A 24,429-nucleotide genomic window follows, 5' to 3' on the forward strand; every position below is an offset into this window, starting at 1 on the left:
ACAAGGACGGCACCATGATGCTGCTCGGCGACGCCAAGAAGATGACCGAGGAAATCGTCAAGGCCATGGATCACTGAAGCCCTGCTCGATGCTCGGCCGTGGCGCGATGGATGTTTACGTCAGTAAAGACTCCACTGGCCAAGGGGGGACGGATAAAATGCGTCAAGGTTTTCTTGACGGCGGATTGGCGGCGGCGCTCTTAGCACTGTTTTGCCTGCTCGGCGCAACCACCTATGGCGAAGTCAGACGCATGGGCGACGCGCATTCTCCACCCGTCGGCGGGAAACATACGGAAAACTCGGCAGGAAATCGAAAGCGCCTCCAACCCGTGCTCAAAAGCCAGCCATTCAAGACACCTGACGTCAAGCCTGATCCTCGGTCCAGCCCCGTTCGCCGGAACCTTTCCGCTCCAGCCTAGTGCCTTCACTCGCTTGACGCGGTTGGTCGTAACTCTTTCGAAATGGCCTGTTTTCGTAAACCTCGCGCGTGCCCATGTTGTCTTCGTGGCCCATGTCTCGCACCTCCAGCGCCTTCTCACATTTGGCCATGTAATCGCGCGCCACCGGCAGCGTGTCGTTCTTCTTCGACAGCTGGATCTGGAAGATCACCAGATCCTGCCAGCGGAAGGCGGCTTCCGAGGCGGCGAGATAGAATTCCCACATGCGGCAGAAACGCTCGTCATAGATCGCCTTGGCCTTGTCGCGGTTCGCGGCGAAGCGCTGGCCCCAGTGCTTCAGCGTATCGGCATAATGGAGCCGCAGGATCTCGACGTCGGTGACAACCAGTCCCGACTTCTCGATCGCCGGCATCACTTCCGATAGCGATGGGATATAGCCGCCCGGGAAGATGTATTTGCGGATGAAGGCGCTGGTTGCCCACGGCACGCCGGAGCGGCCGATCGTGTGCAGCAGCATCACGCCATCGGGCTTCAAAAGCGTGGCCGCCTTGTCGAAAAACGTGCGGAAGTGGTTGAGCCCGACATGTTCAAACATACCGACGGAAACGATACGGTCAAAGCGCTCCTTGAGCGCGCGGTAATCCTTGAGTTCGAAATGGACGTGGTTCTTGAGCCCTTGCGCGTGCGCGCGGTCGGTGGCGACGCCATGCTGCTCGGTCGACAGCGTCACGCCCTGCACGTCGACATCAAAGGCTTTGGCGAGGTAGAGGCCGAGCCCACCCCAGCCGGAGCCGATGTCGAGCACGGTCTGGCCGGCCTTCAGCCTGAGTTTGGCGGCGATATGCCGTTTCTTGGCCGCCTGGGCCTCGTCCAGCGTCATGTCCGGCTGCTCGAAATAGGCGCAGGAATACTGCATGTCCTCGTCGAGGAAGAGCCGGTAGAGCTCGCCCGAAAGATCGTAGTGGCGCTGCACGTTGCGGCGCGAGCGCGAGGTGGTGTTGATCTGCTGCAGCCGGCGGAAGGCGTGGCGCAGGCCCTCGATGGCTTTCGACCAGGTCGCGTCGATGCCGCCGCTGCCCATGTTCTGGAAGGCAATGCGCATCAATCCAAGTACACCGCCCTCGAGAATGTCGAGCTCCCCGTCCATGTAGGATTCAGGCACCGCCAGCATCGGATCGAAAGTGATGGCGCGTTCGGCGTGCCTGGTCTTGATGTGCATGTGCACCGGCTCGCCGCTGCCGTCGCCGAAAACAACCGTCGAGCCTTTGGGCCCGGTTACCTTGAGATTGCCCGATCGCACCAGGCGGTCGAGAATGCGCTTCAACAGAATATTCATGTCTACAGTTCCCCTAGGAACTCCCCTAGCGCAGTGCTCTCTCTCAGAGCCGATCCCAAATAGGCAAGAGGCTTGCGACCATCGCCAACGTTTTCACAGGCCCAACACGAGCCTCTTAGGATCTTCAAGAACGTCCTTGACCCGCACCAGGAAGGTCACCGCTTCCTTGCCGTCGACGATGCGGTGATCATAGCTGAGCGCCAGATACATCATCGGCCGGATCACGATCTGGCCGCCGACCACGACCGGCCGGTCCTGGATCTTGTGCATACCGAGGATGCCCGACTGCGGCGCATTGAGGATCGGCGTCGACATCAGCGACCCGTAGACGCCACCGTTGGAAATGGTGAACGTGCCGCCCTGCATGTCCGCGACCGACAGCTTGCCGTCGCGCGCGGCGATACCCAGCCGGCCGATCTCCTTCTCGATCTCGGCGATCGACATCTGGTCGGCATCACGCACCACCGGCACGACAAGGCCCTTCTCGGTGCCGACGGCGACGCCGACATGGGCGAAATTCTTGTAGATGATGTCGGTGCCGTCGATCTCGGCGTTGACCGCCGGGATTTCCTTCAGCGCGTGGGTGACGGCCTTGGTGAAGAAGCCCATGAGACCAAGCTTCACGCCGTGCTTCTTCTCGAACACATCCTTGTACTTGGTCCTGAGCGCCATCACCGCTGACATGTCAACCTCGTTGAAGGTGGTCAGCATGGCGGCGGTCGACTGCGCTTCCTTGAGCCGGCGCGCGATGGTCTGGCGCAGCTTGGTCATGCGCACGCGCTCCTCGCGGACAGCGTCGTCACCCGACGACGGCGCACGCACCGCGATCGGAGCGGGCGCCGCCTTCGGCATCTCAGCCGGCTGTACCGCCACGCTGTCGGCTTTTCCGACAACACCCGCATCGCTGGCAGCAGGGGACGAGCCTGCGGTAACCTTGCCGAGCAAGGCATCCGGACCAACTGTTTCACCTTCGCCCGCCAATACTTCCGCCAAGGTGCCTGTAATTGGCGACGGCACCTCCAGCGTCACCTTGTCCGTCTCAAGTTCCACCAGCGGCTCGTCCGCTGCGACTGCGTCACCGGGTGCTTTCAACCACCGTCCGATTGTCGCTTCCGTCACCGACTCGCCCAATGTCGGTACCCGTATCTCGATGGTCATGCTGTCACTGCCTTGCCGTTCATTGTGCGGTTCCGATTCTCGACCCGCTCAGGCATCGATATTCCCGCCTTACTCAATGCCGCTAGCCGCTCGGTGTTCATATCGTTCATTCCTGGGAAGAATAACGCCTTGGAATTTCTGACGAGCCACTCACATGTTCTGGTAGACCGGGCCTTCTCCGCCCTGTGGCGGCACCCAGTTGATGTTCTGGTTCGGGTCCTTGATATCGCAAGTCTTGCAGTGGACGCAGTTCTGCGCGTTGATGACGAAGCGCACGTCCTTGGCCGGGGGATCGGCGGCGGCGTTGCCGTCCTTGTCGACCCATTCGTAGACACCGGCCGGGCAATAGCGTGTGGACGGCCCGGCGAAGACATCGTGCTCGGAGCGCTGCTGCAGCGCCATGTCGCCGACGATGAGGTGCACCGGCTCGTTTTCTTCGTGATTGGTGTTGGACAGGAACACCGAGGACAGGCGGTCGAATGTCAGCACGCCATCCGGCTTCGGATAGGCGATCTTCTTGTGCTGGGCGGCGGGCTCGAGTGTGGCATAGTCGGCCTTGCCATGCTTCAGCGTGCCGAAGGGCGAGAAACCGAACAAGCTGTTCAGCCACATGTCGAGGCCGCCTAGGCTGACGCCGACGATGGTGCCGAAGCGCGACCAGAGCGGCTTGACGTTGCGCACCTTCTTCAGATCCTTGCCGATGTCGGTCGCGCGCCACGCCGCCTCGTAGGAGGAAGGCTCGTCATTGGCACGGCCGGCGCCGATCGCCTCGGCGACATGCTCGGCCGCGAGCATCCCCGACAGCACAGCATTGTGGGAGCCCTTGATGCGCGGCACGTTGACGAAGCCCGCCGCACAGCCCATCAGCACACCGCCAGGGAAGGACAATTTCGGCACCGATTGCCAACCGCCTTCGGTGATGGCGCGCGCGCCGTAGCCGAGCCGCTTTGCGCCTTCGAACGTCCCCGCGATCGCCGGATGGGTCTTGAAGCGCTGAAATTCCTCGAAGGGCGACAGATAAGGGTTCTTGTAGTTGAGGTGGACGACAAAGCCGACGGCTACCTGGTTGTCCTCCAGATGGTAGAGGAACGAGCCGCCGCCGGTCTTCATGTCGAGCGGCCAACCGAAGGAATGCTGCACCAGGCCCGGCCGGTGGTTCTCCGGCTTGACCTGCCAGAGTTCCTTGAGGCCGATGCCATACTTGCCGGGCTCGCGGCCATCGGAAAGCTTGTATCTGGCGATCAACTGCTTGGCGAGCGAGCCGCGCGCACCTTCGCCGATCAGCACATATTTGCCCATCAGCGCCATGCCCGGCGCGAAGCCTGGGCCGTGCGTGCCGTCCTTCTCGATGCCCATATCGCCGGTGACGACGCCGGTGACGGCGCCATCTTCATTATAGAGCAGCCCGGCGGCGGCAAAGCCCGGATAGATCTCGACGCCAAGCGCCTCGGCCCTGGTCGCCAGCCAGCGGCAGACATTGCCGAGCGAGACGATGTAGTTGCCGTGGTTGTTCATCAGCGGCGGCATTAGGAAATTGGGCAGGCGGAACGAGCCGGCCGGGCCGAGCACCAGGAAATGATCCGCAGTGACGGGCGTCTTGAAAGGGTGGCCTTCCTCTTCGCGCCAACCGGGCAGCAGCCGGTCGATGCCGATCGGATCGACGACGGCGCCGGAGAGGATATGGGCGCCGACCTCGCCGCCCTTTTCCAGCACGACGACGGAAAGCTCGGGATTGACCTGCTTGAGGCGGATGGCCGCGGCAAGGCCGGCCGGCCCGGCACCGACGATGACCACGTCGAATTCCATGCTTTCGCGTTCTATCGCGCCCTGTCCGTCTGCGACCACGCCGTGCCTCGAAATAACCGATTTGCTCAATTGGATAGGAGGTGACAAGAGAACGCCCGTCGTCGATAAGGCGACAGGCCGTTCCGCCGCATCTCCTACATCATCACCATGCCGCCATCGCACAGGATGTTCTGGCCGGTCATGTAGTCGGAGTCCGAAGAGGCTAGGAACGCCGCGGTGCCGACGAGATCTGCCGGCACCGAATAGCGGCCGAGGGGGATGCCTACGCTGAACTCGTTGATGGCCTGGTCGGCCTTCTGCGTCAGCCCTTTGTCGATGAACTCACGGTCGAGTTGGTCCCACATTGTCGTCTTAACGACACCAGGGCCCATGCAGTTGACGTTGATCTTGTGCTCGGCGAACTGCCGGGCGGCGGCTTGGCTGAGTGCGGCTACGGCCCACTTTGAGGCGCAGTAGTGCGCGAATGCCGGATAGCTCTGCTTGGAGGCGATGGAGCTGGTGTTGATGATCTTCCCGCCCTTGCCCTGCGCGATCATCTGCTTGGCAGCTTCCTGAATGCCGATCATGACACCCATGCCGTTGACGTCCATAATCTTGCGCCAGCCCTGCTCCGTCATCTCAAGGAATGTCGCGTGCTCAATGATGCCGGCATTGTTGAACAGCACGTCGAGCTGACCAAACGTCGCCACCGTCTTCTTGATCATCGCCTGGACTTCGGCGCGGTCGGTCACATTGACCTTGATAGCGATGGTCTTGACCCCGTGCTTGCTGGCGATGTCACTCGCCACCTTCTTTGCCGCCTCTTCATTGATGTCGGCCACTGCAATGTTGGCACCGCGTTCGCCGAGTCCGTAAGCTAGGCCGGCACCGATGCCGGTAGCGCTGCCGGCGCCGGTGACGATAATGTTCTTGCCTCTCAATTGGTCAGACATGGCTCACTCCCTTTTTGACCGTTGTTGCGAATCGATTTCCGCGCGGGAACCATCCCGCGCCGCGCTTCCAGGCACGGCTAAGCTCAACCCACTGCCCGGCGGATTTCCCTAGCCGCGCCGTGGGACGCGCGCGGCAAAGGGTGGCCGTCATTTGATGAACGCGTATTTCGATCTGTCGATCGTCAGCGCGACGGCGAGGATGATGACGATGCCCTTGACGATGTCCTGCATGAAGGGATCAACCTGGGTTACGTCCATACCATTGGTCAGGATTGCGATGACCAGCACACCAAGGAAGGTCCTGTGAGGACCGCCCACGCCTCCAGATAAGGCAGTGCCACCCATGACGACCGCGGCAATCGAGTTGAGAAGCAGGCTGTTGCCGGCCGCCGGCGTTCCCGCCGCTACCTGGCCGGTGAGCATCACCCCCGCAAGACCGCAAGTGGCCCCGCATAGAATGAAGGCCAGGATCTTATAGAACGTGACAGGGACGCCGGCATTGGCGGCCACCATCTCGCCGCCCCCAAGGGCGTAGAGATATCGACCCAGCCTCGTGCGGAAGGCCACGACCGTAAACAGGATGGTCAAGAGGATGGCGAACCAGACAATATTCGGCACGCCGAAGACAGTTATGCCATTGACGACGTTGGGAAGGGTCTGGTCGTCATAGAGGATAGACTGGCCCTGCGACAGCTGGTTGCCCACACCCGTGAGAATCGACAACATGCCCAGGGTGACCAAAAAGGATGGCACACGCAGCGCCGTGATCATGATGCCGTTGGCCAAACCAACAAGGCCACCGAACGCTATGCCGACCAAGATCGCGCCGAAGGCGCCCACCTGGTCGACGGCCAGTGCCGACACCAAGCCGGCCACCGTGACCAAAGCGCCAATTGACAGATCGATTGACCCAACCAGGATCACGACCGTCTCGGCCAGCGCGACCATCAACAACACTGCCGACTGGCGTCCGATGTTGCCGGCATTTGCCGTTGAAAGAAAGAGAGGATTTACGAAGGAGAAGTAGGCGATCAGGACGATGATCGCGACAGTGGCTGGGCCAAAAGAGCGGATTTGACCGCCATTTAGACCGAGGCGGACCGGTCTCGCGTCGTTTGCGACTGCGTGCATCGCTGGGCTCCTAGAGCATTGCAGGGAGGATATCGACCTCCCGGGGTTTGGCATTCTTGGGTGTTTCGACTACGCCTGACACAAGGCCATTGCGCAGGACGATGATGCGGTTCGACAGGCCGATTAGCTCCGGCAGATTGTCCGAGACCAAAACGACGGCGGCCCCGTCTTTGGCTAGGTCACGCAGGAGCTGGTAGATGTCTTCCTTCGCGCCTACGTCGAGGCCGCGTCCCGGGTCGTCGCAGACTAAGACCTTGACGTTGTGCGCCAGCCACTTCGCGAAGACGATCTTCTGCTGGTTGCCGCCAGAAAGCGTTCGGCACATATTGGTCGGGTCGGTCGCTCGGATGCGAAGCCGACCGATCCAGCTTTCGGCGAGTGCACGGCTGCGCAAAGGCGAGATCATCGCCAGAAACCGGCGCGACACCTGCCGCAGGTTTGGCAAAGTCATATTGTTTTCGATGGTGTCGGTGCCGATGATACCCGCTGTTGACCGTTCAGCCGGCACATAGCCCACGCCGTGGCGCATCGCGTTGGAGCGAGAGCCTGGCGCCAGAGGAGCCCCGGCAATCGTGACCGTTCCCGAATCCTGTGCCTCCGACCCGGCCATAATCTTGGCGAGTGTCGATTTTCCGGAGCCGAGCACGCCCGCCACACCCAAAATCTCACCGGCGCGCAGGTCGAAAGACACGCCGCGCAGCTGACCCTCTTTCTTGACGTCGCTGACCGAAACCGCGACCCGGTCCAGCGGCTCGGTTTGGATCGCCTCGCGGTAATATTGGGCGTTGCGTTCGCGACCGACGATCGCCTGGTGAAGCGCTTTCTCGTCGACGTCGGCAACGGGACGCTGCAGCACGACCGAACCGTCCTTTAGCGCGACGACCTCCCCGCACATGCTGAAGACGTCGCCTAGCCTATGGGACACAAGCACAAAGGAGCTCTTGGAGCGCCAGCGCTTCATCCCATCGAACAGTTTCGCCGCTTCCTTGTCGGACAGTGCGCTGGTCGGCTCGTCCAGCAGAATAATGGGCTCAACGGGATAGACGCGTCCCAACGCGAAGGCCTTTGCGATTTCGACCAGCTGGCGCTGTCCAAACGACAGGCCGCCAGTGAGCACGGTGGCACTGACATCAATCTCGAGCTCGTCCAAGACTTCCCGGGCGATTTTGATCATGGTGCGCTGATTTAGAAAGCCAGCTGCCGAATACTTGCCCTCGCGACCGAGGAAGATGTTCTCGTAGACGGAAAGGCCCGCAATCAGCCCCTGCTCCTGGAATACCGTCGCAATGCCGTGCCGTGCCGCGTCCGAAGGATGCCCGAAACCGACATGTTCGCCGTTGATGGCGATCGAGCCATGGTCTGGTTTCACCGTCCCGTTGATGATGGACAGCAATGTCGACTTGCCGGCGCCGTTTTCGCCGACAAGACCCAAGATACCAAAGCGCTCCAGCGTGAAGCTGACGGAAGACAGCGCCTTGGTCCCCGGATAGGACTTGCTGATGTCGCGCAGTTCCAATGCGGGCGGCGCGACCCGGCCGGCCGGGGTGATCCCCGGACGGCTGGCAACGGTCGCTTCAAGCTGCATAGAAGGGCCCGGATTTGTAGTGATCCGCATACATCTTGGTGGCCTTGGCAAGCTGATCAGGCCAGTCCGGAGCATTGTAGGCAGCGTTGAGCTTCGCCTCGCCCTTCGCGCCGTTCCAATGCACCTTCGGATCGATCGGCACGATCTTGTTCTGCGGATCCCAATCATTGGGCGACAAGGTTTTGCTCATCTTCTTCCAATCGAAGGGGAGTTCCGCAGCCTTGTAGATGTCCTGATAAATCTTGCCGGCATTTTCGGCGGTGGCGGTTGGCGAGCCGGTATAGATCAAACGTTCCGGCAGGCTAGGTTTCCAGCCGTTGAAGGCGTCGAACAGCATGGTCGCGGCCGTGCCGGCCATGAAAGGCGGCAGGGCAAGGTTGGTAGCGACGAGATTGCCGCCCTTGGCAACCTCCTCGACAGCCTGCGGAATCCCGTCCACGCTGGCGACCTTGATGTGCGACAGATCCTTGCGCTCTTGAATGACGCTAAGAACGCCGATCGCCTCGTCGTCGTTCTGGGCGAAAACGCCCTTCATATCCGGATGAGCCGTGACCATGGAAAGCATGACCTGGCGCGACTTTTCACGTTCCCAGTCCCCCCGCAGACCTCCAGCGATCTGGATACCGGGGAACTCGGCTGCTGCCTTCATCAGGCCGGCGCTGCGCGCAACATCGGTCGGCGTCGCGAGCCCCTTGATGTGGACGACCTTGCCTTCACCGCCGATCGACTTGAACAGCACCTTGGCCGACTGGTAGGCCGCCTCCACCGAGTCCGGTGTCTCGTAGGCGATGAAATAATCGCCGACGTCGGACGGCGTAAACCAGTCCGGGATTTCCCAGCAGCACTGATAGTAGATCTTGTTTTCTTGGCAGAGCTTGGCGACCAGCGGAGTTTCACCCGCCGACACCACGGTGCTGACCAGCATGTTGACGCCTTGCGTGGGCAGACCCCGGACCTGAGCCATTTCGCGGACGGCGTCGTTGTTGTGAATGAGATCCACGGGATCCTCGAGGCCGAAGGCGTTCGTAGACGACTTGTAGCCGGCCGCGAAAGCCGCCCAGAAGCTGATCTGCAGGCCGGCGAAGTTCGCGGCCGCCTTGCCGGGTACGCCGGCCTTTGCAGTGGTGGCAAAGCCGAAGTCGGCGGCGCCCATCGGGATCGCTACGCCAGCGGTTGCGGCGAGCTGTAAAAAGACGCGCCGGCTCAGTGGATCCTTAAGACCCATGCCGGCTGCCAATAGTTTCTCCTCATCAGAAATTCGAGCCATGTCATCCTCCCTGGCCACACAGTTCCGTGAGCATGGAAACGCCAGGCAGCGATCAGAGTCAAGATTAATTATCGATCGATAACTAAATAATTTATCGAACGATAAGCAGCCGACACTGAGCTTTTAAACCATTCGGCATGGCTGCCTCAGTGACGAGTGGCGCGCCTCCCCTTCGGTGAGGAACACATCATCCTCATGACATTGCCGTCGTGGCTTTCGCCCGCTGGGAGAAACCCAGCTTCGCGAGCCCGACCCGGAGTTCCGGACAACTCATGAAGAGACGCCACAGGAGCCCGCTCCGGTAGTTCTCGATCATGGCCACGATCGGCCCCTGATCGATCGCGAGATAGGAGTCCGCGTACCAATCCATCGCCGGGCTGAATGCGTCCCTGAAGCCATACTCGCCCCAGAGCCGGTTGCCCCGCGAAGCGAAGTGGCGAAGCGCCCGCTGGCATTCCACCGGGGCATAAGGAAAGGAGCTAAGGGCGCCGGACGGAGTAATCACGCCATGGTCGCAGTCCGGAGCATGCGCGACATACCCTTCGATACTGTCGCTCGCGGTTAGCCCCCAGCATTCGGCACTATAGCCGTCGAACTTCTCGGGATTGCGGATGCAGTGCGCCTGGTTGACGCGCGCATAGGCGACGTTCTGATGCCAATAGTCGGCATAGCGGTCCCGAAGACCCCTCGGGTCGAGGCCAAGGAAGGAATAGTGCGAGAAAAAAAGGGGGCCGCCATGATCCGGCCCGAGGGGCAGCGGTATGCCATCAAAACAGCGGCCGTTGGCGAAGGATCGACCCGCCGTCCAACCGTGGTGATAGACACTCGGCTCAATCGGATGCCGTGGAGCCGATGCGGCGAGGATGAATGTAATCAGGCACTCGTTCCAGCCGTGGATTGGGAGGTCCATCGCCCATTCGTGCACCGGGCTCCAATGCCAAAGGAGCGTATCGGAGCCGTGGTTGTACCAGTCCCATTCGACTTCCGACCACAGAGTGTCAATGAGGTTGCGTAAGGCGCGTTCCTTGGCGTCCGACCCCCGAAAATATTGCCGTGCCGAAAGAAGCCCCACCATCAGATATGCCGTCTCGACAATGTCGCCGCCGTCGTCGAGACGACTGAAGGGTATGGTTTGGCCGCTGTCGCCGTCCATCCAGTGGGGAAAGGCGCCATGGTGGCGTTCGGCCTCGCCGAGAAAGCACACCATTGTAATCAGGCGATCGAGGGCGGCTTGCCGGCCGATCCATCCGCGCTCGACGCCAGCAAGAACCGCCATGATGCCGAAGCCGGAACCGCCGGTCGTGACGACATGTGGTGTCGCGTTGCTCCGCTCTCGGGCGAGGCCGCTCGTCGGATGGCCAAACTCCCAGAAATATCGGAGCGTCTGTCGCTGTACGGTATCGAAGATCTCGTCCAAAGACGCATCCGGGCGAGGGGCGCCGTCGTGCTTACGGCCGATGAATATCCTGTGCGGCGTTTCGATCGCGACCGGAATGACGTGCGCGTCTCCGCCGCCGGGGCGGCTGGGGTTCGGTCCCTGGTCCGGGGACTGCCAATTGCGATCAGCTTGGAGCGCGCGCCCCCGCGTGTACCGCAACCGGCATTGCGGTGTTGAAACCGATGTCTGTCCCTTAGAGGTGCCGCCCAAGAGGTCGGTGTTCTGGGCTTGTCTGCAGCTAAACTGAGAGCGCCGATCCCCTGCCAACGGCACGCATGCGTGCGGCGGCCGCAAGGCATTGCTTTCTAACAGCGCGATCGGGTCAGTATCTGTTCGCAGGGAGTTCAGCAACATGGCTCGCGCCGTCTTTAGCTTTCCAGGTCAGTATAATTTGCCGGCGAGGAACCCGTCGGCTCATCGGCTCCTTGAGACCCATGCCGGCGGCCAACAGTTTCTCCTCACGAGCCATCTCATCCTCCCTGGCCACACAGTTCCGCAGTTATGGAAACGCCAGCCGGTGACCAGAGTCAAGGCTAATTATCGATTGATAACTAATTTATTTATCGAACGATAAGCAAAGACCTTCCGAGCTTGGGACGAGTTGACGACCAAGGCATATTTCGCCGGCGGCCATTCCGTGGGGGAATAAGCGAAATGCAAAGTTGGTAGCTAGCAAACTGATCGGCTGGCGGATCAATGGGCGGGCCTGGAGCCCGATATCGAATTGCGGCCCTGGTCGGGCAGCTCAGGGTGGCCGCCGCCAAACAAGAGAGGAAACGACGATGACTGTCTACGCCGTGTTCGCCCGTGACGAAATGACGAACCAAGCCGAATTCGACACCTACAGTGAGATGGTTCCGGACGCGAATGTTGGGCATCCGCTCAAGCCGCTCGCTGTGTACGGCCAGCACGTGACGCTGGAAGGACCTTCGATCGAGGGGGCCGTTATCCTAGAATTCCCGACGATGGAAGCTGCCACGGCTTGGTACAATAGCCCGGCCTACCAGACGGCCGTCAAACATCGGCATGCGGCCGCGAAGTACCGCGCCTTCCTGGTCGAAGGCCTCTGACCAACCCTAAGCCGAATAGCGTTTGTTTAATGTCGCTAACCGGTAATTGGTTAGACAGCACCAGGAGATGGGCATGGGTATCATGGATGGCACTGTCGCCATTGTCACCGGGGCTGCACAAGGCATGGGCGAGGGTCAGGCCAGGATGCTTGCCGGCCGCGGTGCTCGTGTGATCATAGCAGATATGTCCGCCGATGCCGGCGAGGACGCCGTGACCCGCATTCGGGCCGGCGGCCATGCTGCCGATTTCGTTCAGCTCAACGTTGGTGACGCCGACAGCTGGGGCGCGGCCCTTGAGTTTACATTGTCGAAGCACGGTCGGGTCGATACGCTGGTCAACAATGCCGGGATTTACCTGCGTGCGTCGCTCGACGAGACGACTGTCGAGCAGTTCGATCGCCTCTTCGCAATCAATGTGCGCGGCGTCTTTCTTGGTTGCAAGACGGTCGTCCCCGCCATGCGGTCCGGCGGCGGCGGAACAATCGTCAACGTGGGTTCCATCGCCAGCTTCGTGGCTTACACATCCGGCGTAAGCGCCTACAGCGCCACCAAGGGCGCTGTACAGATGCTGACGAAGGGGTTGGCCGCGGATCTGGCCAAGGATGGAATCCGCGTCAACGCTGTTCACCCTGGTGTTGTCAAAACGCCGATGTCGGCGAAGCTCCTTGATGATCCGGAGGCCAGGCGGCAACTGCTTGGCAGCACCCTGCTCGGGCGTGCAGCTGAGATCGACGAGATCGCCGAAGCCGTGGTTTTCATGGCTTCGCCCGCATCGTCCTTCATGACTGGATCAGATCTGATAGTCGACGGCGGGTTTACCGCCGTTTAGCGACTGAGCGCACGAACCCGGATCAACCCATAACGCTGGCGAAGTCGAGGCCTACGTCTAGCGCTGGTGCACTATGGGTGATCCAACCAATGGAAATGAGGTCTACGCCCGCGGCGGCAATGGCGGGTGCGGTCTCGGTCGTTATGCGCCCTGAAGCTTCGGTTATCGCCCGTCTCGCCACCAGTGCGACCGCCCTCCGGAGATCCTCCGTGTGCATGTTGTCCAGCAGGATGGCATCTACGCCCACACTGAGCGCTTCCTCCAGCTGATCAAGGCTGTCTATATCTATCTTCACCAAGTGCGCTGCCGCCGCGCGTGCACGCCTCAGAGCCGGCCCAACGCCCCCTGCGAGAGCGATGTGGTTGTCCTTGATCAGGATGGCGTCGTCGAGACCGAAGGGGGTGATTGACGCCGCCCCCGCGCGTACCGCGTACCTTTCTATCGTGCGGAGCCCGGGTGTTGTCTTGCGGGTGCATGCAATCTGCGCCTTGTGCTCAGCGACAGCCTCGACCAGCTCCGCCGTCGCGCTCGCAATACCACTGAGCCGGCACAGAAGATTTAGTGCGACCCGTTCCGCCCGCAGCATAGGCGCCGCAGGACCCTCCACGATTGCAATCACAGATCCCCATTCAACTGCACTGCCATCGGGCACGACAACGGAAAAGTCCAAGCGAGGATCCAGCAGGCGGAACGCCATCGCCGCGAGATCCACACCAGCGACCACACCCGGCTCGCGGGCAACCATGCGCATCGCGGCTAGGCACTCGAAGCAATGACTGCCCCAGTGGTGATATCACCGCCTCGGCCGAGATCTTCCAGGAGTGCCGACCTTACGATCGGTTCGATCAGCAGGGCCGATAAAGGAACCAATCGTGCACTCACACGCGCCTCGCAATTGGTTGTGCAGCCGCTACCTCATGAGCCATCGCAAGCGTCGCCGCCCAATCAAGAGAAGACCGGAGGCTCGGTTCTCCGCGTAGCGGAAAATCGCTTCGGAAATGCGCCCCGCGACTCTCCATGCGGTTGAGCGCCGAGACAGCGATCATGAGCCCGACCATGGCTGGATCCGCGGCCGGCCCCCCCGCTAGGGCCAGAGGCAGCAGGTCGGAAACTGCTTCAACAAGACCAGAACGGTCGCGCTCTAGCCCAAGCGCCTGCGATAGGATTGGGCGCGCCAACGCGGGGTCGGAAGGGAACGGCGAGTAGAAGCGCTGTGTGCTAGGTCGCGCCGCCGGTAAATCCTCGCCTGCCACCCCCCGGGCCACGATCTGCGCGAAAACGATAAGTTCAAGTAGCGAATTGCTGGCCAAACGGTTGGCCCCATGCAATCCGGTGCAGGCTACTTCGCCGCAGGCCCAAAGACCGCGCACCGACGAACGACCTTCTATATCCACAGCCACGCCGCCCATATGATAGTGGACGGCTGGTCGGACCGGGATCGGCTCGTTCTCTGGATCGATACCGGCAGCCTGACAGGCGGCGAAGATTTCGGGAAACTTCCGGCTAAAACTAGAGCCCGGCCTGCGCCGGCCATCGAGGAAGGTGCGACGGCCCCGGCTCGCACGTTGCCAAACAGCTCGCGCCACGACGTCCCGTGGCGCCAGTTCGCCTCCCGGAATGCTTGCCATGAAATGGACGCCAAGGTCGTCGATGAGCGAGGCCCCCTCACCCCGAACTGCCTCACTTATTAGGGGTAATGGTCGCGTCGAGGTAGCAAGCGCCGTCGGATGATATTGGATGAATTCGAGGTCGGCGAGCACCGCCCCAGCATGCGCGGCTAGCGCTAGTCCTTGACCAAAACACTCGAGCGGATTCGTTGTCGCTTCAAATAACCCGCCCACCCCGCCGGTTGCTAAAATGACGCGCGAGGAGCGAACAGTCGCCGCCCCGTTCGGACCGGCAATTACGACCCCTTGGACAACATTCTCCTCCACGATTAAGCGGCGCGCTTCGTAGGGTACCAGCGTCGTGATCGAAGGCGTGGATTGAACGGCTTTCACGAGGGTCCGCATGAGCTCCCGGCCGGTACGATCGCCGTCGGCATGGACGATGCGTTGGCGTTGATGTGCCGCTTCAAGACCGAGCCGAAAGTGCCCATCGCCATCTCGGTCGAATTCAGCGCCGAGATCGACCAGTGCGCGGATGGCACCAGGACCCGCTTCGGTCACAAGGCGAGCAACGTCTGGGTCAACCAGACCATCGCCCGCCGCGATCGTATCCTGAAAGTGAAGGACCGGATCGTCATCGACAGCCAGACTTGCAGCTATGCCGCCTTGTGCCAAGGCGCTCGAGGCCGCGGTTCCGAGCGGCGCCTTCGAGATCAAAAGCACGGGCATCGGAGCCAACGCCAGCGCGGTTGCCAGGCCGGCTGCTCCGCCTCCGATGATTACCGTTCGATCGGCATAAGCAGCAAATTGGGCGATCATAGCGCCAGCATTCTCTCGACCGCGAGCCTCGCGCGCTCCGCGACAGATGTCTCGACCTCAACAATGTGCTGGTTTCGCTCAAGCGCCGCCCTAATGTTGGAGAGCGTGATCCGCTTCATGTGCGGACATAGGTTGCAGGGTCGAATGAAATCGATCGACGGATGCTCGACCGCCACATTATCGCTCATCGAACATTCGGTTAGAAGCACGACACGAGGCGGGCTGTGCATTTCAACATAGCCAGACATGGCTGCAGTCGAGCCCGTGAAATCGGCAGCGGCGACAACGTCAGGGGGACATTCTGGATGTGCGAGAACGACAACGCCGGGGTAGTCCTCTCGGAGTTGGCGGACCTCGGCCGCGGTGAAAAGCTCGTGGACCTCACAGTGTCCTGCCCACGAAAGAACCTCGACGTTGGTCTCAGCGGCGACGTTGCGAGCAAGATATTCGTCAGGCAGCATGATAACGCGCGGCGCGCCGAGCGACTCCACAACCGACTTCGCATTGCCAGATGTACAGCAAATATCGACCTCCGCCTTAACTGCGGCTGAAGTGTTGACATAGGCGATGATCGGCACGCCAGGGTGTGATTGTCGCAGCAGGCGCACGTCGGCGGCCGTGATAGACTCGGCCAGCGAGCATCCAGCCTGGACATCGGGAATGAGCACCGTCTTTTCTGGCGCCAGGATCTTGGCGGTCTCCGCCATGAACACAACGCCGGCCAGCACAATAGTGCCTGCTTGTACCGACCTGGCATGACGTGCCAAGGCAAGGCTGTCGCCGACAAAGTCGGCAACGCAATGGAATATCTCGGGCGTCTGATAGTTGTGCGCCAGGATGACCGCGTCGCGTTCGCGCTTAAGGCGCAAGATTGCGTCGATATCGTCGGCGAAAGCAGGCCATTCAATGGCCGGTATCACACTGCGCACGCGCTCATAGAGCGGCGCCGTGCGCGCAAGAACTTCGGTAGAAACGGTCATTGGTTGGACCAGTATTTGTTGAAGGTCGCCTGCCGAGCAGCGCGGGGCCGGCGGGAGCGAACGTCGCTAGGCATGCACCTTAGGCCAGCACGCGCTGTCGGGGCCGCACCGGAGTGCCGGCGCAGCCCCGGAGGATTCTACTTTTTCTGTTCGGGTGTGCCATCCACGGCCGCGTTGAAGCCGATCTCAGGCGTCTCGGCCGAGTAGATTTCCGTGAACCACGCCGGATTGCTTACCTGCTTGGGCGTAAAGGTGTTGCAACCGTCGGCTAGTTCCTGCCAAGAACCGCCCTTGCACAGCTTCACATTCTCGGGCGTGACGATCGGCAGCGGAACGAATGCGTCGTGAGGCGGCTCTTTGCCGTTCTCCAGCAGTTCAAGAGCACGCTTCAGCTGCAGACCACCCTGGTAGAGCGGTGCACCGTATGACATCGCGCGCAGCCCCATCGCGCGATAGGCGCCCGACGCGCCTTCGACCTCAGTGCTCGCCGGCAACATCTGGATACGCACACCGTTGAAAGCCTCGTCCGTGCACGGCACCTTGTCCTTGTCGGCTATGCCTGCCTCATCCTGCATCATCGCGGCGGCCATGCAGCCAACTTGGGCCCACACGCCATTGATCTCGCTCCAAGGATGCGTTGCGATGACCTTGGAGAGTTCCGAGCGAGCAGTCGCCTGGCTCCACATGCCGTTGACGGTGGCGATGATCTTGACGTCGGGATGTTGGGCGAACACCTTCATGGCGGATTGGTTACGGATCGTATCCGTAGATGTTCCAGGCACGCCGGTGACCATCACTATATTGCCTTTGCCGCCGATCTCCTTGACCAACCATTCAGCTGTCTTGGTGCCCATCTCGGCTTCGTCAATGGTCAGATTGTAGGCACAGGGTTCGGTGACCGCTGCTTCGTAAGTGAAAATCTTTACGCCCTTGGCGCAGGCAGCCTTGATCGTCGCGTTCAGAGCGGTCGGCGATATCGGGAACATCACGATGGCGTCAGCGCCGGACTGGACCATTGCGTTGATCTGCTGGATTTGAGCCTGCGCATTCGTGCCTGCGACTTGAGTAGCGAACTCAACCTTGTCGGAATAGAACTTGGCCATCGCAGCGACGATGTTGCCGGATTCCGTCTGCCAGTCATTACCGACGTAGCTCATGCTGAGGAAGATTTTGTAGGGCGGTCCCTTCGCCTCGGCTCCTTGGGCCATCAACGCGGTACCACCAAGGCCGATCAGCGCTGCGACAGCGCCCTTGGCCAGAATTGACACCAATCTACCGATCATATTCGTCTCTCCCTTTTGCTGTTTTTTAGCCTGCGCCCCAAGCCTGATGCCCGCCCGTTTCGGCGCATTGAAACGGTTCGGCCACCGACGGCCGCGGCTTTTGGCGCACGGCCACGCCCCTCGCCCGCGCGTGAGTCGAAGAGTTCCACGGTGGTGCAAGTCTTTCGCGCTACGGCACCGCCGCCGCGTCTCGCTATTCTCTAGGTGCCGTTCCCTGCACGGTATGCCTCCCGCCTGGTACGCTCCATTAATTATCGATTGATAACTTAATGCGCAAAAAATGTCAACGATGATCCACCTCTGTCGGGTCAGCTCGTGCTGGAAAGAGGTGACCGCCGGCTTACAACCCACGCAGTTCTGAAATTGGGTGTTCTTGCCAGCAAAGCGGCAACGTCGCCGACGCGTTACTTGACCACGCGATCCCCAAACCCGTCAGGGCAGCGTGTAGGCGGTCTTGATCACCGTGTAGAATTCGCGTGCGTAGGCGCCTTGCTCCCGCGGCCCATAGGAGGACTCTTTGCGGCCGCCAAAGGCGACGTGGTAGTCGACGCCAGCCGTCGGTACATTGACCATCACCATGCCGGCAGCGGAACGCCGCTTGAAGTCATGCGCATATTTGAGTGACGTCGTGCATATGCCGGACGAGAGGCCGAACGGTGTGTCGTTCGCGATCTGGACAGCTTCCTCGTAGGTGCTCGCGCGTATAACGCTGGCCACCGGGCCGAAGATCTCCTCGCGATTGATGCGCATGTCGTTCGTGGTCTCAGTGAACAGCGCGGGCGACATGTAATAACCGTCGCGATCGCGCTTGAGCTTTTCTCCGCCAAGTGCGAGGTGGGCGCCACCATTCTTGCCGACCTCGATATAGCTGATGTCCTGCTCCAGCTGATCAGAGCTCACCACCGGTCCTATCTCGCTGCCCGGGTCGAGCGCGTGCCCAATTTTGAGGTGGCCAATGCGGTCGATCACCGCTGCGACGAACCTGTCATGAATACCGTTCTGTACGATCAGCCGGCTAGAGGCCGTGCATCGCTGGCCGGTGGCAAAGTAGGCGCCGTTCACCGCGACCGACACGGCAACGTCGAGATCGGCGTCGTCGAGCACGATCAGAGGGTTTTTGCCTCCAAGTTCGAGCTGAACCTTCTTGCCGGTTCGGACACAGTCAAGCGCGATCCGTCGACCAGTAGCAACCGAGCCTGTGAAAGTGACGGCCCTAACCTTGGGCGATGCTACGATCGCACCACCGATTTCCGATCCGCTGCCCATCACCAGGTTGAAAACACCCTCGGGCAGGCCGGCGCGGGAAATGATATCCGCGAGCGCCCAGGCCGAAGCCGGAACGATACCGGCCGGCTTGAATACGACCGTGTTGCCGTAGGCCAAAGCTGGCGCGATTTTCCAAGCCGGAATGGCGATTGGGAAGTTCCACGGCGTGATAATGCCGACCACACCTTCCGGCTCACGCGTGACCTCGACCTCTACTCCAGGACGCACCGAAGTCACTTTCTCTCCGTTAAGGCGAAGCGCCTCTGCGGCGAAGAACTTGAAGACACGACCGGCGCGGATGACTTCACCAATTCCATCAGCCAGGATTTTGCCTTCCTCACGTGAAAGCAGCGCGCCGAGTTCCTCCCGACGGGCCAGGATCTCTGTCCCGATTTTGTCGAGCGCGTCCGCACGCACCTCAGGACTAACGCGTGCCCAACCCTCAAAAGCGGCCGAGGCGGCATCGGTCGCTTGTTCGACGGCATCCTGGCCTGCCAGTGTATAATTTCCGACGACATCGGACAGGTCGCTTGGGTTTACGTTATCGGCGCTCGAGCGGCCGGCAAGCCATTCACCCGCGATGAAGTTATTATGGATGGTCAACGTTCAAACTCCAGGGCAACGACACAGGGCAAAGCGCGATACCGCGCGTCCCGCACACAGGGATGATTGTGTGGGAAAACGGGGGGGCGCATCACGCCTCCCCATCGCTTCTAGCGAACTGCTGCAGCGATCAGCCGGCGAGCCGCGGCCTCTCGGCCTCGCGCTCGAAGGCGAAGCCGGCATAGTTACTCTCTGCTGCATCCCTGCACTTTTCGAGATAAAGGGGAACGCCGCCCGTAAAATTCAGGCTCTCACGCCGCTTGCCTGGGATATTGGCGCCCATGTACCAGGAGTCGGCCTTGGGGATCAGGCTTTGCTGGACCGTGTCATCGACGAATTGCGCCCAGGCCGCGTCAGCCTCGAGTGTCGACTCGCAGTGCGTATAGCCGTTTGCCAGTATATGCTTGAAGAGGTTGACCAGGATTTCACCCTGGTACTCCGCTGAGCTCGGGCCGTTCCAAAACCCGGCCGGGCTCTGGGGACCATAAAGCCAGAAGAAGTTCGGGAACCCGGCCGCCGAGATACCAAGCTGGGTACGGATGCCGTCCTTCCAGTACTCATTCATGGTCAGCCCATCCCTGCCGGTGATTGTCATATTTCTGATGGCACCCGATACAGCATCAAAGCCGGTCGCATAGGCGATGATGTCGACTTCGAATTCGCCTTCGGTGGTGACGATGCTGTTTTCCGTGATGCGCAGGATCGGAGTCTGTCGTGTGTCGACCAACGTGGCATTGTCACGATTGAAGATCTCGAAATAGCCATTTTCCAGGGAGCAGCGCTTGACGCCGAAGGGATGCACTGGGTTGGTCGGCGCAAGCATCTCCGCGATCTTCGGATCCTTCACCCGCTTGCGGACCTTGTCGCGCCAGAAGTTGTAGGCTTCCGTATTGATTTTCTCGTCGGAGAAGATGTCATAGTAATTGCCAAGCCAGAATGTGAACCCTTCGCTGTTCCACAGCTTCTCCCAAGTTGCCTGCCGCTCTTCGGGAGTTGCGTCGGCGCCCGCCGTCTCTATCAAGCCGAAATCAAAGCCGCCAAAGGTATGGGCGCGCCGCTCGAAGCGTGCAGGATAATCCTTCTTCAGCTCGTCCTGCATCTCGACTGTGTACTGCACCTGGTCCATCGGCAGGCAGGTGTTTGGCGTGCGCTGGAAGACCACCACTTCGCTGGCTTCCTTGGCCGCCTCCTGAGCCACCTGGACCCCCGTGGCGCCTGTCCCAATCACTGCCACACGCTTGCCTTTGAAACTCAGTCCTTCCTGGGGCCACAGGGCGGTGTGGTGCGCGTGTCCCTTGAAGCGCTCGACTCCTTCATATTTTGGTGTGTAAGGCGGCGAGCTGGTGCCTGTGGCGAGGATGACGTAACGTGCGGTCATCGTCTCACCATCCTGGAGCTTCAGTGTCCAGTAATTGCCGTCCTCGTTGTAGGTCACTGCGCGGACCCATGAGCCGAGCTTGACGTCCTTCTTGAGGTTCCACTTCTTGTCAACGTAGTCGAAATAGGTCCGCAACTCTGCCCAACCTGGATATTGCTGGCTCCAGTTCCAATCCCGCCACAATTCCGGATCGGAGTATTCATAGATCGGAACATGGGTGTCTACGCGCGCGCCAGGGTAGCAGTTCCAGTGCCAAATACCGCCAATGTCCTGCCCGGCATCGACGACGCGTACGGACAAGCCGAGCTTTCGCAGGTGATGGAGCTGGTACAGTCCTGCGAAACCCGCTCCCACGACTATGACATCAAGGTCGGTTTTCCCCCCGATGCCGGCATCGCTGATTGTGTTCTGCTGCTGGATGGTCGCCATGAAACTCCCCATGGTGCATTGTTGAAGTTGCCCGCTGACAGGTGTCAGACGGCACGATTGGGTCAGAGTCGGTAGAAGGCTTCAGCGGTGCCGTAGAAGAGGTCATCCTGCTCGTCATCTGAGTAACGGGCCGCGATTTTTTTGAAGGCGTTCCAGAGCACATCGTAGGAGATCGCGTTTTTCTCCACTGGGAAGTTGCTCTCGAACATGCAGCGCTTCGTACCGAAGGCACCGATGACGTGGTCGTAGTAGCGGCTCTGCGCTGCCACGATCTGATCCGACGTTGGGGCCTCGTTGGACCCTTCGAAGCCGAACCCCTGCCAAGGCATCAAGAGTCCGCCGAGCTTGACCGTCACGTTTGGACATGTGGCGAGTTCGGCCATGTCCCGGGCCCAGTCTCGGAAGACTTCCTCTCGCCGGCCGGCATAGGGTCCAACGCCAAGAGGCGAACCCATATGGTCGAGGATGATCCGAGCCCCCGGAACGGCGCGCGCTAACGCCGTCAGGTGCTTGATGTGAGGATGGTAGAGCCAAGTCTCGTAAACAAAGTCCATGTCCTGCAGGACGCGAACGCCTTCCTGGAACTTGGGGTTGAGGTAGAGTGTCCCCTCCTCAACGCCGTCCATCGACATGACTTCCGCTGCGGCGTCCCAGGGCGCCATCTGGCGGATGCCTTTGAAGAGCTTGCTCGCGGCTGCGTGGGCCTCGATGACATCGCGCACGCGGGCGCCCAGTCGCAGCTCGGCAGCGGATACAATTCCGCAGACATGGGCTTTGCTAACGTCAGCACGGGCGGCGCTTGCGATCCTGTCGACCCATTCGGTCTCCCCTACAGACCGCAATTCTTCGGGCCCGTCAGTGCGGTAGCCTTGCCAGCATTGCAAGAAGACGGTTTTTTCGACTCCGTGACCTGTCGTGTCGCGCCACAGATCATCGAGATCATAGTAGGGAAAGGGCTGATCGGGCACGAAGAAGTGCTGATGCGGGTCGATGACCCGCCGCATCGGATCGATGATCTCCTCAGCCGTTGTGGAGAGCCAATTCTCCCTGACGACGATCGCCAATTCGCATCCTCCGCTTAGGGCAAAGCGTTCCCGTGTCGCCGCAGGCAAGCTTGCAGCGCATCGCATTGCCATCTTCCTCTTTCCACCCGCTTGGGGTGCGCTCCTCGAAACCTTGGCAACCAAGGCGGCACAAATCGCTTGCGACAAGCGCGCCAGAGCCGCCACCAAGAGTGGCGACTGTCCCGGCATCCGAGATGCCCTGCTACGACGGTCTTGTGCGCAGCGGCTCGTATCCTCGTCGAGCCACTAGTTATCGATCGATAACCTAAAGTGGATATGCTGTCAATTAGTTTGCGTAGCACTCGTGCCGTCGCACTTACGGAAGCGGGCGCCGAATATCTTGCTCGCTGTGAAATGATCCTTGCGGCGCTCGATGAGCGCGGAGCACACTGCGCGCGGCACGGGAGAACTTCGCGGCGCGGATAGCAGCTTCCCACAGCATGGCCGACAGGACTTTTGATACCGAGACTTCGTTAACCAGCATCCAAAGTTGCGTATCGAATTCATGTTGGCGGATGCGCAGCACGACCTCGTTGGCGATTCCGTCGACGTTGCAATCGGGACTGGTCAACTGAGCGACAGCTCCATCGTCGCGCGGAAGATCGGAGACAGCGCATCATGTCTTGGTGGCATCGCCGACTTACCTCAAGATTGCAGGGTGCACCGCTCGCGCCCCAAATATCTGATCCGGCACAGCATCATCATGGCACCTGCTGGACGCGGCCACGAAGCGTGGACGTTCCGGAAAGAAGGCAAAGTCAAAACTGCAGGGGTCGGCCGCCTTTTTCGTCTACGCGATTGAGGCGGCGGCCGCTGCCGCCGTGGCGGGCCTCGGCATCCTGTCGACTGGCCAGAGAAGCGTGCAGAGGGAACTTGCGTCTCGCGATCTGGTGCGCGTCCTGCCTCATTGGGCAATGGGGTCAGGATACATTAGCGTCATCTTGCCTGCGGGGAGGTCGGCTAAACCCTCCGCACGGGCCTTCGCGAACTTTGCCGCCGGGTGATCGCTGAGATTGAGGCGGCATTCTTATGGGAGGCTTAGCTCACGCGCCACTTAGACCGGACGATGAACGTGTTGTGTCGCCATGGTTAGGAAGGCTCACCCTTCCCAGATCCCGTCGCCGGATCAGATGCGAATGCGAGGCGCCGCCCGCGCATCGGCCGGGCCGATAGGAGAGTAAACGTCCGGAGCCGAACCATTTGGCGCGACTCCGGACGATACACGTCAGGCCGCGATCTTAGCCCTCTTGAGAGCGGGCAGCATGTCCTCCGGCTCGGGACGACGGGTGTAGTCAGGATTGACCTCGGCGTACAGGATCGTACCGTCCTGGCCGATGACGTACCGCGCCGGCATTGGCAGGGTCCATTCCGGATCATCGTTGAAGCTCGGCAGGTCGTTCTTCAGGTTCTTGTAGAGGTCGACCAGATAGTCGGGCAGCTTGAACTTGAGACCAAAAGCCTCGCCGACCTTGCCCTTTTCATCCGACAGGATCGGGAAGGTCAGGTTGTTCTGGCGCGTAGACTTGCGGCTGTTGGGCGCCGTCTGCGGCGAGATGGCGACGAGGCTGGCGCTGAGCTTCTGGAATTCCGGCAGCGCTTCCTGGAGAGCCTGCAGCTCCATGTTGCAGTACGGGCACCACACGCCACGATAGAAGCTGAGGATCAGCGGTCCCTTCTTCAGCAGCTCCTTGGAGGAGACAGGATTGCCGTCAGGATCGTTGAGGGTGAATACCGGAGCCTTGTCGCCGACGCCCTTGGCGCGCTCGGCCTGGCCGTTCGCCTTGAGCTCCGCCGTCGCACGGTGCATCACTTCGATGACCGAGTAGGGAACATTGTAAGGCGGCTTACCGGCCTCGAAATCGGCTTTGAAGGCGTCGAGCTTTGCCTGAAGTGTCATGGATTGAGGTCCTTTCGTGTTGATGAATTTGGCCGGATCGCCGCCGCGTGATGTCACGGTTCGAACAGGGCGGCGAACCGATCGGGATTGAGACTAAGACCGCCCACTTGGTAACTGTAGGGAGGAGGCTGGCATTATGACTATTCCGTTAGGG

General features: G+C 60.7%; 17 protein-coding genes and 3 pseudogenes. 4 read left to right on the top strand and 16 right to left on the bottom strand.

Annotated elements, in window-relative coordinates; translation table 11 throughout:
* A pseudogene (locus FJ958_RS31835) lies at positions 1-418 on the top strand (hypothetical protein); the annotation flags it as partial.
* Here the strand turns inward: FJ958_RS31835 and FJ958_RS22795 are convergent.
* From FJ958_RS22795 to FJ958_RS22830, 8 genes are all read right to left on the bottom strand, one after another.
* On the bottom strand, positions 363-1,733 hold the full coding sequence (locus FJ958_RS22795) for a cyclopropane-fatty-acyl-phospholipid synthase family protein (protein ID WP_246679707.1): 1,371 nt from the start codon (positions 1,731-1,733) through the stop codon (positions 363-365). The pseudogene FJ958_RS31835 and the gene FJ958_RS22795 overlap by 56 nt on opposite strands.
* Positions 1,734-1,826: 93 nt before the next feature.
* Positions 1,827-2,891 carry a 2-oxoglutarate dehydrogenase complex dihydrolipoyllysine-residue succinyltransferase gene (gene odhB, locus FJ958_RS22800; RefSeq protein WP_140745670.1) on the bottom strand — a complete coding sequence of 355 codons (1,065 nt, stop codon included), beginning with the start codon at positions 2,889-2,891 and terminating at the stop codon, positions 1,827-1,829.
* A gap of 150 nt (positions 2,892-3,041) precedes the next feature.
* Positions 3,042-4,697, bottom strand: a complete 1,656-nt coding sequence (locus tag FJ958_RS22805; protein ID WP_140745671.1) for an electron transfer flavoprotein-ubiquinone oxidoreductase — start codon at positions 4,695-4,697, stop codon at positions 3,042-3,044.
* 134 nt (positions 4,698-4,831) lie between these two features.
* A complete protein-coding gene (locus FJ958_RS22810; RefSeq protein ID WP_140745673.1) occupies positions 4,832-5,629 on the bottom strand; it encodes a glucose 1-dehydrogenase in 798 nt (265 codons plus the stop codon).
* Between the two features lie 147 nt (positions 5,630-5,776).
* Complete coding sequence (locus FJ958_RS22815; protein WP_348642216.1) at positions 5,777-6,814, bottom strand: ABC transporter permease; 1,038 nt, start codon at positions 6,812-6,814, stop codon at positions 5,777-5,779.
* Entirely contained in the window at positions 6,771-8,345 is a 1,575-nt protein-coding gene (locus tag FJ958_RS22820; RefSeq protein WP_181176481.1) for a sugar ABC transporter ATP-binding protein, read from the bottom strand. The genes FJ958_RS22815 and FJ958_RS22820 overlap by 44 nt, the downstream gene beginning before the upstream one ends.
* Positions 8,335-9,612, bottom strand: coding sequence for a sugar ABC transporter substrate-binding protein (locus tag FJ958_RS22825; protein ID WP_140745677.1), 1,278 nt, complete (start codon positions 9,610-9,612; stop codon positions 8,335-8,337). Before FJ958_RS22825 ends, FJ958_RS22820 begins: the two co-directional genes overlap by 11 nt.
* Positions 9,613-9,805: 193 nt before the next feature.
* Complete coding sequence (locus FJ958_RS22830; RefSeq protein ID WP_140745679.1) at positions 9,806-11,404, bottom strand: glucoamylase family protein; 1,599 nt, start codon at positions 11,402-11,404, stop codon at positions 9,806-9,808.
* A gap of 428 nt (positions 11,405-11,832) precedes the next feature.
* Between FJ958_RS22830 and FJ958_RS22835 the strand changes: the two genes are divergently transcribed.
* A complete protein-coding gene (locus FJ958_RS22835; RefSeq protein ID WP_140745681.1) occupies positions 11,833-12,120 on the top strand; it encodes a DUF1330 domain-containing protein in 288 nt (95 codons plus the stop codon).
* Between the two features lie 73 nt (positions 12,121-12,193).
* Positions 12,194-12,949 (top strand): glucose 1-dehydrogenase, encoded by a 756-nt coding sequence (locus FJ958_RS22840; RefSeq protein WP_140745683.1) that lies wholly within the window; start codon positions 12,194-12,196, stop codon positions 12,947-12,949.
* A 22-nt stretch (positions 12,950-12,971) separates the two neighbouring features.
* Here FJ958_RS22840 and nadC read toward each other — a convergent pair.
* The 7 genes and pseudogenes from nadC to FJ958_RS22875 all read right to left on the bottom strand — a co-directional run bounded on the left by nadC (position 12,972) and on the right by FJ958_RS22875 (position 22,378).
* Positions 12,972-13,831, bottom strand: a pseudogene (gene nadC, locus FJ958_RS22845) (carboxylating nicotinate-nucleotide diphosphorylase).
* The gene (locus FJ958_RS22850) at positions 13,828-15,375 is read right to left on the bottom strand and encodes an L-aspartate oxidase (protein WP_140745685.1); all 1,548 of its coding nucleotides are present in this window, start codon (positions 15,373-15,375) and stop codon (positions 13,828-13,830) included. The pseudogene nadC and the gene FJ958_RS22850 overlap by 4 nt, the downstream one beginning before the upstream one ends.
* A complete protein-coding gene (gene nadA, locus FJ958_RS22855; RefSeq protein WP_140745687.1) occupies positions 15,372-16,355 on the bottom strand; it encodes a quinolinate synthase NadA in 984 nt (327 codons plus the stop codon). Before nadA ends, FJ958_RS22850 begins: the two co-directional genes overlap by 4 nt.
* 137 nt (positions 16,356-16,492) lie before the next feature.
* Positions 16,493-17,623 carry a sugar ABC transporter substrate-binding protein gene (locus FJ958_RS22860; RefSeq protein ID WP_246679708.1) on the bottom strand — a complete coding sequence of 377 codons (1,131 nt, stop codon included), beginning with the start codon at positions 17,621-17,623 and terminating at the stop codon, positions 16,493-16,495.
* A 447-nt stretch (positions 17,624-18,070) separates the two neighbouring features.
* On the bottom strand, positions 18,071-19,507 hold the full coding sequence (locus FJ958_RS22865; RefSeq protein WP_140745689.1) for an aldehyde dehydrogenase family protein: 1,437 nt from the start codon (positions 19,505-19,507) through the stop codon (positions 18,071-18,073).
* 130 nt (positions 19,508-19,637) lie between these two features.
* Positions 19,638-21,314 carry an NAD(P)/FAD-dependent oxidoreductase gene (locus tag FJ958_RS22870; protein ID WP_246679709.1) on the bottom strand — a complete coding sequence of 559 codons (1,677 nt, stop codon included), beginning with the start codon at positions 21,312-21,314 and terminating at the stop codon, positions 19,638-19,640.
* A 62-nt stretch (positions 21,315-21,376) separates the two neighbouring features.
* Entirely contained in the window at positions 21,377-22,378 is a 1,002-nt protein-coding gene (locus FJ958_RS22875; protein ID WP_181176482.1) for an amidohydrolase family protein, read from the bottom strand.
* Between the two features lie 475 nt (positions 22,379-22,853).
* Here FJ958_RS22875 and FJ958_RS22880 point away from each other — a divergent pair.
* Positions 22,854-23,180 (top strand): annotated as a pseudogene (locus tag FJ958_RS22880) (LysR substrate-binding domain-containing protein); the annotation flags it as partial.
* 423 nt (positions 23,181-23,603) lie between these two features.
* Here the strand turns inward: FJ958_RS22880 and FJ958_RS22890 are convergent.
* Positions 23,604-24,275 (bottom strand): peroxiredoxin-like family protein, encoded by a 672-nt coding sequence (locus FJ958_RS22890; protein ID WP_140745697.1) that lies wholly within the window; start codon positions 24,273-24,275, stop codon positions 23,604-23,606.
* Positions 24,276-24,429 lie beyond the last annotated feature (154 nt).

Source organism: Mesorhizobium sp. B2-3-5 (assembly GCF_006442395.1).
Taxonomy (GTDB): Bacteria; Pseudomonadota; Alphaproteobacteria; order Rhizobiales; family Rhizobiaceae; genus Mesorhizobium.

Coding starts and splice junctions, on each gene's coding strand:
- FJ958_RS22795 (WP_246679707.1), bottom strand. CDS start 1,733: ATGAATATTCTGTTGAAGCGCATTCTCGACCGCCTGGTGCGATCGGGC.
- odhB (WP_140745670.1), bottom strand. CDS start 2,891: ATGACCATCGAGATACGGGTACCGACATTGGGCGAGTCGGTGACGGAA.
- FJ958_RS22805 (WP_140745671.1), bottom strand. CDS start 4,697: ATGGAATTCGACGTGGTCATCGTCGGTGCCGGGCCGGCCGGCCTTGCC.
- FJ958_RS22810 (WP_140745673.1), bottom strand. CDS start 5,629: ATGTCTGACCAATTGAGAGGCAAGAACATTATCGTCACCGGCGCCGGC.
- FJ958_RS22815 (WP_348642216.1), bottom strand. CDS start 6,814: ATGCCAAACCCCGGGAGGTCGATATCCTCCCTGCAATGCTCTAGGAGC.
- FJ958_RS22820 (WP_181176481.1), bottom strand. CDS start 8,345: ATGCAGCTTGAAGCGACCGTTGCCAGCCGTCCGGGGATCACCCCGGCC.
- FJ958_RS22825 (WP_140745677.1), bottom strand. CDS start 9,612: ATGGCTCGAATTTCTGATGAGGAGAAACTATTGGCAGCCGGCATGGGT.
- FJ958_RS22830 (WP_140745679.1), bottom strand. CDS start 11,404: ATGTTGCTGAACTCCCTGCGAACAGATACTGACCCGATCGCGCTGTTA.
- FJ958_RS22835 (WP_140745681.1), top strand. CDS start 11,833: ATGACTGTCTACGCCGTGTTCGCCCGTGACGAAATGACGAACCAAGCC.
- FJ958_RS22840 (WP_140745683.1), top strand. CDS start 12,194: ATGGGTATCATGGATGGCACTGTCGCCATTGTCACCGGGGCTGCACAA.
- FJ958_RS22850 (WP_140745685.1), bottom strand. CDS start 15,375: ATGATCGCCCAATTTGCTGCTTATGCCGATCGAACGGTAATCATCGGA.
- nadA (WP_140745687.1), bottom strand. CDS start 16,355: ATGACCGTTTCTACCGAAGTTCTTGCGCGCACGGCGCCGCTCTATGAG.
- FJ958_RS22870 (WP_246679709.1), bottom strand. CDS start 21,314: ATGGCGACCATCCAGCAGCAGAACACAATCAGCGATGCCGGCATCGGG.
- FJ958_RS22890 (WP_140745697.1), bottom strand. CDS start 24,275: ATGACACTTCAGGCAAAGCTCGACGCCTTCAAAGCCGATTTCGAGGCC.